We start from the raw sequence: 10,794 nt of genomic DNA, 5'->3' as shown, positions 1-10,794 counted from the left end.
CGGGGGGGGGGGGCGGGGGGGGCGGGGGGGGGGGGGGGGGGTGGGGGGGGGGGGGGGGGGGCGGAGGGGGGGGGGGGGGGGGGGGTGGAGGGGGGGGGGGGGGGGGGGGGGGGGGGGGGAGGGGGGGGGGGGGGGGGGGGTGGGGGGGGGGGGGGGGGGGTGGGCGGGGGGGGGGGCGGGGGGGCGGGGGGGGGGGGGGGGGGGGGGGGGGGGGGGGCGCGGGCGCGCGCGGTGCGGCGGGCGGGGGGGGGGGGGGCGCGGCGGAGGGGGCGGGCGGGGGTGGTCGAGCGGTGCGCGCGGGCCGGGCGGCGGCTGGACGCGGAGGCGGCGGCGCTGGATCAGATACGCGGGCTGGAGGGACCGGGCGCCGGTGCCGCGCTGGAGGTGGCGCGGGCGCGGGCCCGGGCACTGGCGGTTCGCACGGTCGCCGCGCACGGCACCCTGGCCGCACTCCGCGAGCGGTACGCCCCCTCGGCCACCGACCCCGTCACCGATTCGATGGAGCAGGCCAAGGACCGCCTGCTGTTCGCCACCGCCCGCCTCGACGCCGCCCACCAGGCCGTCGTCGTGGGCGACGGCGACCGGGCCGCCCGCCAGCTGCGCGCCGGCGAGGGTGCCGTGGCCCAGGCCGAGACCCTGGTGCGCGGCGTGGAGCGGCTGGCGGCACGGCTGCGGGAGGCCGCCGCCCTGGTCCCGGCCGCGCTGACCGGCGCGGAGGCGGAACTGGCGACCGCCCGGCGCGGGGGCTCCCGGACGCCCCTGGCCACGGGCGAGCTGCGCGCCCGGCTGGCCCACGCGGACGGCGTACTCGCGGGGGTGCGCGGGGAGTTGACCGGCGCGCGGTCGTACGACCCGCTGGACGCCCTGCGCCGGATCACCCGTGCCGCCGACCGGCTGGACGTGGGCCGCTCCGGCGTCCTGGACACGGCCGCGCTGCTCGTCGCCCGGGCCGCGGTCGGCGCGGCCGACGACTTCGTGACGGTGCACCGGGGCGCGGTGGGCCCGGAGGCCCGCGCCCGGCTGGCGGAGGCGGTACGGACCCTGCGCGCGGGCGACGGCACCGGCGCCGCCTTCCCGGCCGACACGGCCGCCCGGGAGGCCCGCGACCTGGCCGAACAGGACGTCCGCGCCCACGGCAACCCCTGTCCCGCCGCCGCGGACGAGACCGGCCTCCCCGGCGCCGTGCTCGGCGGCATCCTCCTGGCCGAGGACGCGGACGGCGGCCCTCCGGCCTGCTTCGGCGGCCCCGGGACGCGGGCCCGCAGACGACTGGCGCCGCCTTCCTGACACCGCGGCCGGAGCGTCGGGTCAGAACAGGCTGAGCAGTGCCTCCGCCGGGTCCGTGAGCACGGCGTCGGCGCCCGGCAGCGGCAGCTCGAACCACACGGTCTTCCCCCGCGGCGTCCGCCGGGACCCCCACGCCGCGCTGAGCAGCTGCACCAGTTGCAGCCCCCGGCCGCCCTCGTCGGTGTCCCTTGCCCGCCGGCGCCGGGGCTGCACCAGCCCGCCGTCCCACACCTCGCACACCAGCGTCCGGTCCAGCAGCAGCCGTAGCCGGATCTCCCCCTCGCCGTACCGCAGCGCGTTGGTCACCAGCTCGCTCACCAGCAGCTCCGTCGTGTCGACGAGGGCGTCCAGCCCCCAGCCGAGCAGTTGCGCCCGCGCGTGCTCGCGCGCCCGGCCCACGCTGCGCGGCTCCCGCGGCAGCGTCCAGTCGCCGACGGACTCGGCGGGCAGCCCCTGCACCCGGGCCATCAGCAGCGCGATGTCGTCCTCGCCGTGGTGGGTGTCGAGGGTGCTCAGGACGTGGTCGCAGACGTCCTCCAGCGGTCGCGTCGGGTCGGTGAGCGCGCCGACGAGCGCGTGCAGCCCCTCGTCCAGCGGGTGGTCCCGGGACTCGACCAGGCCGTCCGTGTACAGCGCGAGCAGCGCGCCCTCCGGAAGCTCGACCTCCACCTCCTCGAACGGCTCGCCGCCCACCCCGAGCGGCATGCCGGGCGGCACGTCCAGCATCAGCGCGGACTCGCCGGGCTCCACCAGCACCGGCGGCAGATGACCGGCGTTGGCGAACGTGCACCGCCGGGTCACCGAGTCGTACACGGCGTACACGCACGTCGCGAGGTACACCTCGGAGAGGTCGGCGTCCCGGGGCTGGCGCGCCGTGCGGGTGGCCTGCTGGATGCCCCCCGGCGTGCCGAGCCCCCGCGCGATCTCGTCCAGCGCGGACAGCACCTCGGCGGGCTCCAGGTCGAGCAGCGCCAAGGTGCGCACCGCCGTGCGGAGTTCGCCCATCGCCACCGCGGCGCGCAGTCCGCGGCCCATCACGTCGCCGACCACCAGCGCCGTGCGGTGGCCGGGGAGTTCGATGACGTCGAACCAGTCGCCGCCGACCTCGGTCGCCGCGTTGCCGGGCAGATAGCGGCAGGCGATGTCCAGGCCGGACGCCTCGGGGTCGCCTGGCGGCAGCAGGGAGCGTTGCAGGATCAACGCCCGTTCGTGCTCCCGGCGGTACAGGCGCGCGTTGTCGATGCAGACCGCGGCGCGCGCGGCCAGTTCCACCGCGAGGTCCCGGTCCCGTTCCCCGAACGGCTCGCTGCCCTTGGTCCGCGCGAACCGGACGAGCCCGACGACCGTGTCGTGGGCGACCATCGGCACGGCCAGCGTGGACTGCACCAGGCTGCCCTCCTCGGCCGGCACGTACCGGGGCCGGGCGGTGCGCAGGGCGTTGGCGCAGGGCGAGTTGAAGGGGAAGTGGTGGACGGCGCCGACCGGAACGGGCTCCGTGGAGCCGAACCGCGGCGCGTCGGCGACGGCGCTGGCGATGGCGACGCGCCGCAGTTCGGCACTGCCGTCGGCCATGCCGGGCGGCGTCTCGTCGCCGGTCAGCAGGCCCTGGTAGAGGTCGACGGTGGCCAGGTCGCAGAAGCCGGGGACGACGACGTCGAGGAGTTCGCGCGCGGTGGTCTCCAGGTCGAGGGAGTTGCCGATCCGCGCCCCGGCCTCGTTGAGCAGGGCCAGGTTGCGGCGGGCGGCGGCGGCTTCCCGGGCGGCGGCGCGGCGGGCGGTGACATCGGTGGCGAGCCAGGCGACGCCGATGGTGCGGCCGCTGCCGCTGTGCACGCGGTAGAGGTTGACGGACCAGTGCCGGCGCTCCTCGGAGCCGGGGATGTTCCCGGTGATGTGCATGTCGGTGATGGGCTCGCCGCTCTTCAGCACCCGGCGCAGCGTCGCCGAGACCCGTTCGGCCTCGCCGCGGGGCAGGTAGTCGTGGACCTCCCTGCCGCGGTGTTCGTCCGGGCTGCCGCCGAAGACGGAGGCGAACCGCTGGTTGGCGCGCCGCACCCGCAGATCGGTGTCGATGAGCAGAAAGCCGAAGGGGGATTGTCCGAATATCGCCTGGGACGCGGCGAGGTCGGTCTCGATCCGGCGCAGGGTGCGCACGTCCACGACGATGCAGACGGCGGCCCGCTCGCCCTCGGTGGTCCGGGTGGGCATCACATAGACCTCGGCCAGGCCGTCCGCGCCGCGCCCGCCGTCCGGTCGGTCCGGCATCCGGAAGGGCACCACGCCGGTCCACTCGCGCCCGTCCAGGATCTCCGCCATCTTGCGCTGGCCCTGTTCCCGCAGGTCGGGGTCGACGAACGCCTCTATGGGGTCCCTGCCGACGGCTCGGGAGGCGGGGATGCCGAAGAGCTGTTCGGCGCGCAGGCTCCACTGGTCCACCAGGCCACCGGGGCCGATGGAGAAGGAGGCCACCTTTATGTAGTCGTACATGGAGCCGGGTGGGCTGCTCTGCCACATGGCGTCACCGGGTGCCGCCGCACCCTCCGCGGTCTGGTTCCTCGCGCCGTCCGACGGGTCCTCGGACTCCGCGGCCTTCGCTGGTATCTCGCTCACGCGAACCGTCCCCTCCAGCTCACCGCACCCGGCACCGGTCACCGGAGGCGGCTGCCCGCAGTATCCAGCACTACGGCGCCGCGCGACACGGTGTTCACGATCACAGCTCGGTCCAGACGTTTTTCGGACCGCTCCGCCACAACACTGCCACTCTTCTAACCAGGGAACACGCCCTCGAACCACACGCTCCGCACCGGCCGGCGAGCCGGAGTCACGCGAGGGGCCACGCGGCGGGCCACGTACACCCCCTCCGCGCCCTCGGGCGCCCCCGCCTCATCCCGCACCGCCTTGTGCCACCCCATGCGCCCCCGCCTCATCGCCCGGGGCGGTGCTCCCCGGACGTCACCCCGGTACGGCCAGCTCGAACCAGACGGTCTTTCCGCTCGCGCCGGGCCGGGTGCCCCAGCGGCGCGAGGAGCCGGCGAGCAACTGGAGGCCGCGTCCGCTCTCGTCCTCGGGCCGGGCCACGCGTTCGCGCGGGAGGTCCGGGATCGGGTCGGAGACCTCCACCAGCAGCGAGTCGTCGCCGCCGACGGGCCGTACCAGCCGGACGCCGATGGGGCCGGTGGCGTAGCGCAGCGAGTTGGTGACCAGCTCGCTGACGAGCAGCGCGGCGAGGTCGGCGACGCAGTCGAGGTCCCAGCCGTGCAACTGGCCGCGCACCACGGCCCGGGCGCTGCGCACGGCACCCGGCTCCGCGGGAAAGGTCCACTCGGCGCAGTCGCCATCGGTGTCGATCACGCCGATCACTTCCCAGGCCGCGAGCCCACCCAAGTCCGTTTTAGTGGGGTTAATGGGCCCATACCCGATATGCGATGGCCAGTACCGTGCCTACCGTCCATGTGTGGGTCGAACGGCGTAGACGGAGTCGGTCAGCGGGTCCCGGCGGCCGGGGGCGCCGCGGGTCGGCCGGTTCCGGCGGCCAGGCGCGCGGCGACCTCGCGGACCGCCGGCACGTCCTGGTCCAGCCAGGGCACGTCCCACAGCTCGGCCGGGGTCAGCCAGCGCAGTTCGTCGTGGTCCTCAAGAGGCCGGGGCGCGGGCGAACCGGGGCGCGACCGGGCGGTCCACACCCGAAGGACGTACGGCTCCCGCAGGGGCCACTCGCCGGGTACGCGCTCCACGGTCTCGGCGTCGATGCCGAGTTCCTCGCGCAGTTCGCGCACCAGCGCGTCCTCGGGCCGCTCCCCCGGCTCCACCTTGCCGCCGGGCAGCTCCCAGCGCCCGGCCAGTTCGGCGGGCGCGCTGCGGCGCGCGGCGAGCAGGCGGCCGCCGTCGAGCAGGGCGGCCCCCACCACCACGATCCGTCGCGTCCTGGTCGTCATGGAGCGGAGCCTACGACAGGCTCCCGGACGCGGGCGCCGCAGGTCAGTTGCGGCCGCCGTCCCCGTTCTGCGCGACACGCTCGACCGAGTAGAGCCGCTCGTGCCCCGGGTCCTCGAAGCTGTCGGCCACCTTCTGGGCCTCGGCCCGGGTCGCGTAGCGGCCGACGCGGTAGCGATTGCCGTTGTCGTCCTGCCGTATCACGATCCAGGGCAGGGAAACCGTGCCCTCACTCATGCCCCGCACCGCCCCCATCGTTCGCTTCACCCTTTCCGGCATCACGGGACCCCCATCCCGTCCGGGGCCCCCACCGGGCCTCGCCTAAGGAAACCGCAATCCGCATATGCCCGAGCGTACGCCCTACCTTCACTCACCGAATACGTCTTTTCACAAAGAGGTACGCAACCAGCCAGAACGCCGGGGGCGCACGAGACCGTGTGCGCCCTCCGGGACGGCTCCGCCCCGGCTCGGACACCCGTCGAACGGACCCGGTCCCACCTGCGGGAACGACCGCGCCGTGACCCCGGCCCCGCGCCGGTCCTCGCCGCGCGACCGGCGCATGCACATACGAGATGAGCCCCAGGTGTGCCCTACGTCACTCCGGCAGTGTGTACGACGTCAGGGGCATCGGTCACGGTTTCCGGCGAACCGGTGCCTTCCCGTTCACTTCACCGGCAGGTGGTACGCCACCCGGTAACGGTCCGCCGGGATCACCACGTCCGCCGTCTCCACCGGGCGGCCGGAGGCGTAGTAGGTGCGCTGGACGACCAGCACGACATGGCCGGGGACGCCGCCGAGGAGATGGAGCTCCTCGGCGAGGCCGGGGCGGGCGCCGACCTCCTCGGTGACGTTGTCCACGATGATGTCGATGGCGCGCATCCGCTCGACCACGCCCATGCCGCCGAGCGGCCCCTCCTCGGGCAGCATCACCGGGGTACGGCCGGTGAGGGCGAGGGGCTCCCAGGAGGTGGAGAGCATCATCGGCTCCCCGGCCTCGCGGAACAGGTACTTGGTGCGCATGACCCGCTCACCGGCCTTGATCCCGAGCCGCTCGGCGATGGCGCTCCCGGCCTCCGCCTGCTCGCTGCTGGACTCCCAGGTGCCACGCACCGAGGCGTCGGCCTGCTCCTGCCGGAAGGGGGTGGCGCCGCCGCCGGGGCGGTAGCCGGAGCGGGACACCCGGCGCGGCACCGGCCGCTCGCGCACATACGTCCCCGAGCCGGAGCGGCCCTCGACCAGCCCCTCGGCCATCAGCACCTTGCGGGCCTCCAGGGCGACCGTGTCCGAGACGCCGTACTCCTCGCGGATGCGGGCCTGGGAGGGGAGGCGGGTGTGGGGCGGCAGTGAACCGTCGACGATCTTCTTGCGGAGATCACCCGCGACACGCAGGTACGCCGGCTGCTCACCGAAAGTCACTGGCCGCTCCCATCAGCTTGTACAGACAGCAACAGCGTGGCAACCCTGGGTTGAGCCGTGCAAGCAAAGGCCAGAGAATCACTCGAAGTGATGACATCCGGCCGGGGAGGGCCGCACCCAGCACTTTCTCCCCAGCCCGGCCACCCCTTCACACCTCCGGGACCTCCCGGACAACTCCGGGCACCCGCAGGCGAGTCCATCGGCACAGGTACCGTGCCTCGTACGACTTGTCGCAGGTAAGCGGGACACAGGGGGCGGAATGAGGGTGGGCAGCAGGGCCGAGGGCGCGGTCGCGCACACGGTGAACGGGCTCACGGCGCGCTGGGCGGCCACCGCGCAGGGCGGTACGGCGTTCTCCGCGGCCGGGGTCTGGCCCCTGCTGGCCCTGCTCGCGGACGGCGCGGCGGGCCCCGCCCGGCAGGAGCTGGCGGGCGCGCTGGGCGTGCCGGCGGAGGATGCGGCCCGCCTCGCACGGGAGTTGCTGGCGGCCCTGGGCTCGGCGCCCGGTGTGGACGCGGCGCTCGGCCTGTGGACGCACCACGTGCTGCCGCTGCGCGAGGAGTGGCGGGCCGGGCTGCCGGCCGGGGCGCACGGCGTGTTCGGGGACGACCTCGTCACCGCGCGGGAACGGCTGGACGCGTGGGCGGCCGAGCGGACCGGCGGCCTGGTCGAGCGGATGCCGGTGGCGCTGACCCGCGAGACCCGGATGGTGCTGGCGGGCGCGCTCGCCCTGCACACCACCTGGCGCCAGCCCTTCACCGAGCGCTCCCTCACCCCGGAGGCGGGCCCCTGGCGCGGCCGCACCCTGCGCGGGCTGCACCGGCGCAGTGTGCGGCCCGACCGGGTGGGCGTGGCGGGCACCGCGGACGGCTTCGTCACCGCGCTGACGGTCCCCGGCGACAACGGGATCGACGTCCATCTGGTCCTCGGCGAGGAGCGCATGACGCCCGGTCAGGTCGTGGCGGCCGGGGTGGCCGTGGTGGAGCGTGCGCTCGCGCTCACCCCGGGCGGCGCGCTGCCGTACGGCCATGTCGGGCCCGGGCTGCACGTGGAGCGGCAGCAGGCCGCCGCGCCGGAGCCGACGTCGCTGGACGTCACGACGGTGGCGTACGAGGTGCGCGCGGACCACGATCTGCTGGCCCTCGCGGACCTGTTCGGACTCAGGACGGCGGCGGACCCGCGGTTCGGCCACTTCCCCGGGGTGAGCGAGCGGCCGCTGGCCGTCGAGCAGGCCCGGCAGTCGGCCGTGGCCCGGTTCGGCGCGCTGGGCTTTCGCGCGGGCGCGGTGACGGCCGTCTCGATGACGGCCGGGAGCGCCGCTCCCCAGGCGCGTCACGAGACCACGGTGGTCCGCGTCGCCTTCGACCGCCCCTTCGCCTTCCTGGCCACCGACCGCGACTCGCGCCTGGTCCTGCTGGCCGGCTGGGTGAGCGACCCGGCACCGGGGTACGGGGGCACGTTCTAGTGCTGTGGCCGGGAGGGTTTGCCGGGAAGCTCGCGGCGTCCGGTGCGGTGCATCGCAAGGCGGAGCATGACTCGCGTACTGGACGTACTCGGGTGATGCGACAACGCGGCGAGGTGCCGTGCCGGGCGTCGCGAGCCGGTGAACCTTTCCGGTCGCCGCACTAGCCACGGGCGCCGCCGTCGCTCCGGTGCGGCGCCCGGCGTCCCGAGGCCGGCCCGCGGGGCCGTCAGACCGTCAGACTCGGGCCGTCAGACCGTCAGCCCGTCAGGCCCGGGATCGAGGCCAGGAGGACGGTCACGGCCGCCAGGGCGGCCGACACCGCGTCGCCCACCGCGCCGTCGGGTTCCAGGGTGGCGGCCACCTCCGCCATGCGCGCGGCGGTGCGCGCCGGGTCCGCGTCCGGGAGGGCGAGGGCGTCGAGGCCCGCCCGGTGCAGCAGGGTGATGACCTCGGCGGTGCCCGTGGCCGGCTCGGCGCCCGCGAGAAGCACGGCGGAGAGTTCGGCGCGCAGGGCCGCCGGCACCGAGGGATCGGCCGGCGGGTAGCGGTGGGAGCCGAAGACGCCGAGCCGCTTGCGGCCCTCCTGGCGGACCACGCCCTTGGCCAGCAGGCCCTCGTAGGCGGCGGTGACCGCCTCGTCGCGCACGGCCAGCAGCCACGCCTGGGGCTTCGCCTCGGGGGCGCGGCGCATCTGCGCGGCCAGGGCCGACGCCAACGGGTCGTCGGACGGGGGCTCCTGCGTGAGGGCGAGTCCCCCGTCGCGCGCCACCACCCGGCCGGAGCGCACGAGGTCCAGCAGCGGCGCCGCCGCCACCGCGCACCCCACCCGCAGTTGCTCCCGCGGGGTGCCGTCCGCCTCGTCCAGTCCGAGCAGCACGATCCGCTCACCCACGGTAAGCCCAGCGTCCACAAGTCCTCCCCAGTCTCTGGTCATGACGCGTCGCGCGCGCCACCGGTTGCGGCCGTCAACCGCCTTGAGGATCAAGCCTCTTGATCCGTTCCTCCCCCGCCGCATCAGGAGTAGTCCACCTTCACACGGGGCACACATATCCAGGGGAAGCACGGCGGCGCGCCGGGTGAAGAGACCGGTCCGCGAGGGGCCCGGAGGGGTTTTACTCCTACTTTGACATGTTTCAGCCACGTATGGAAAGATCCGGTCAACTTCCAGCACCGGTGGCGACTGTTCGCGGGGGAACACATGGGCGTATGGGAATTGACCGCTTTGGGAGTGGAACCGCTGGACGAGTCCGTGTACCGGACGCTGCTGCAGAACCCCGACCTGACCAGGGCGGATCTGCTCGCGGCGCTCGGCCTGGAAGCGGCGGAACTGTGCCTCAGCCTCAAGCGGCTCGAACGGCAGGGGATGATCCACCTCGACGCCGGCGGGGAGCCCTCCCCGGTGGACCCGGGCATCGGCATAGAGCAGCTCGCCGAGCGGCGGCTGCGGGCCCTCCAGGAACAGCAGCTCGAAGTCCTGTCCACCAGCCAGTCCTTCGTGCTGCGGGCCACCCGGGGGCGCGGCCGGACGACCGACCGCAGCCAGGTGGAACCGCTGGAGGGCGCGGAGGCGGTGCACGAACGCGTCGAGGAACTCGCCTTCTTCGCCCGGCGCGAGATCCTGGTCACGCAGCCGTCGTGGATGCCGGCGCACGAGCACCTCACCGGCACCCGCGAGGCCGATCTGCGCTGTCTGCGCCGGGGCGTCGCCCTGCGGGTGCTCGCGCACCGCACCGCGCTCCGGGACAGCGTGCCCGCCGGGCACCTGCGGGAACTGGCGGACCACGGCACCGAGTTCCGGCTGCTGGACGGCAGCTTCGACCGGATCGCGGTGTTCGACCGGGAGACCGCCCTCATCCAGACCACCGCCGACGCGACCGCGGGGCAGGCCCTGCTGGTGCGCCAGGACGTGCTGGTCCACGCGCTCCACGGCTTCTTCGAGCGGTGCTGGTCCCAGGCGTCCGACGCACTGCCCTGTCTGCGGCCCGGCACGGAACACGAGGAGCTGGACGAGCTGCACCTCAAGGTCCTCCAGGTGATGGCGTGCACCGACAAGGACGAGGCCGGCGCGCGGGAGCTGGGCATCTCGGTGCGCACCTACCGGGCCCGCATCGCCCGGCTGCTCCAGCACCTCAACGCGAGCACCCGCTTCCAGGCCGCGCTACTGGCCCGCGACAAGGGCTGGATCTGAGGAGCCGGCGGGCGCGCCGGCCGCCGGCTCCGCCAGCTCCCCCAGCAGCCGCAGCTGCCGGGGCTGGACGGCGGGCAGCAGCCCGGTGGCCCGCCGGGCGTGCTCGGGCCGGGCGCACAGCAGGTTCTTGGCGAGCGCGAACCGGCCCCGCTCCGGCACCAGGACGAGTTCCTCGAAGAGTTTCCCGGCGCCGGTCACGACGCGTTCGACCTCGGCCTCCAGATCGCCGTGCCAGTCCGCGGGGCGCGCGAAGCTCCGGTCGGCCGCCATGCGCGCGTACCACTCCCGCGTGTCCGCCAGGCAGGCAGCGCGGAAGGCCGCGTCGTGCCGCCCGTCGCGCAGCTCCAGCAGGAGGGCGTGCGCGGCCCTGGCGTCCGTCATGGTGATCAGCGGCATCCGGTGCGGCCGGGGCATGCGGTGCCGGCGGGTGCCGCCGTCGGTGAGCAGGACGGCGGTGGGCTCCAGCACCGTGCGGAAGACGTGCCCCGCGTCCGCCAGCCGCAGC

9 protein-coding genes and 1 pseudogene are annotated in these 10,794 nt (G+C 75.1%); 3 read left to right on the top strand and 7 right to left on the bottom strand.

Annotated elements, in window-relative coordinates:
- Positions 1 to 279: 279 nt before the first annotated feature.
- Positions 280 to 1,287 (top strand): hypothetical protein, encoded by a 1,008-nt coding sequence (locus FRZ03_RS14160; RefSeq protein ID WP_146465504.1) that lies wholly within the window; start codon positions 280 to 282, stop codon positions 1,285 to 1,287.
- Positions 1,288 to 1,308: 21 nt separating this feature from the next.
- Here FRZ03_RS14160 and FRZ03_RS14155 read toward each other — a convergent pair whose 3' ends face one another.
- The 5 genes from FRZ03_RS14155 to FRZ03_RS14135 all read right to left on the bottom strand — a co-directional run bounded on the left by FRZ03_RS14155 (position 1,309) and on the right by FRZ03_RS14135 (position 6,636).
- Positions 1,309 to 3,897 (bottom strand): SpoIIE family protein phosphatase, encoded by a 2,589-nt coding sequence (locus tag FRZ03_RS14155; RefSeq protein ID WP_146465503.1) that lies wholly within the window; start codon positions 3,895 to 3,897, stop codon positions 1,309 to 1,311.
- 342 nt (positions 3,898 to 4,239) lie between these two features.
- On the bottom strand, positions 4,240 to 4,647 hold the full coding sequence (locus tag FRZ03_RS14150; protein WP_398660306.1) for an ATP-binding protein: 408 nt from the start codon (positions 4,645 to 4,647) through the stop codon (positions 4,240 to 4,242).
- Positions 4,648 to 4,769: 122 nt separating this feature from the next.
- Complete coding sequence (locus FRZ03_RS14145) at positions 4,770 to 5,222, bottom strand: (deoxy)nucleoside triphosphate pyrophosphohydrolase (protein WP_146465501.1); 453 nt, start codon at positions 5,220 to 5,222, stop codon at positions 4,770 to 4,772.
- Between the two features lie 43 nt (positions 5,223 to 5,265).
- Complete coding sequence (locus tag FRZ03_RS14140) at positions 5,266 to 5,457, bottom strand: SPOR domain-containing protein (RefSeq protein ID WP_186785418.1); 192 nt, start codon at positions 5,455 to 5,457, stop codon at positions 5,266 to 5,268.
- Positions 5,458 to 5,883: 426 nt separating this feature from the next.
- Entirely contained in the window at positions 5,884 to 6,636 is a 753-nt protein-coding gene (locus tag FRZ03_RS14135) for a GntR family transcriptional regulator (RefSeq protein ID WP_146465500.1), read from the bottom strand.
- A 259-nt stretch (positions 6,637 to 6,895) separates the two neighbouring features.
- Between FRZ03_RS14135 and FRZ03_RS14130 the strand changes: the two genes are divergently transcribed.
- Positions 6,896 to 8,101 (top strand): serpin family protein, encoded by a 1,206-nt coding sequence (locus FRZ03_RS14130; protein WP_146465499.1) that lies wholly within the window; start codon positions 6,896 to 6,898, stop codon positions 8,099 to 8,101.
- 256 nt (positions 8,102 to 8,357) lie between these two features.
- Here the strand turns inward: FRZ03_RS14130 and FRZ03_RS14125 are convergent, their stop codons facing one another.
- Entirely contained in the window at positions 8,358 to 9,011 is a 654-nt protein-coding gene (locus tag FRZ03_RS14125; protein ID WP_186785417.1) for a GOLPH3/VPS74 family protein, read from the bottom strand.
- Between the two features lie 288 nt (positions 9,012 to 9,299).
- Here FRZ03_RS14125 and FRZ03_RS14120 point away from each other — a divergent pair, with 288 nt between their 5' ends.
- Entirely contained in the window at positions 9,300 to 10,289 is a 990-nt protein-coding gene (locus tag FRZ03_RS14120) for a helix-turn-helix domain-containing protein (RefSeq protein ID WP_146465497.1), read from the top strand.
- Here FRZ03_RS14120 and FRZ03_RS14115 read toward each other — a convergent pair.
- Positions 10,260 to 10,794, bottom strand: a pseudogene (locus tag FRZ03_RS14115) (glycosyltransferase family 2 protein); the annotation flags it as partial. The gene FRZ03_RS14120 and the pseudogene FRZ03_RS14115 overlap by 30 nt on opposite strands.

The organism is Streptomyces misionensis (genome assembly GCF_007896895.1).
GTDB classification, from domain to species: domain Bacteria; phylum Actinomycetota; class Actinomycetes; order Streptomycetales; family Streptomycetaceae; genus Streptomyces; species Streptomyces misionensis_A.
This window is presented reverse-complemented; position numbering and strand designations above follow the sequence as displayed.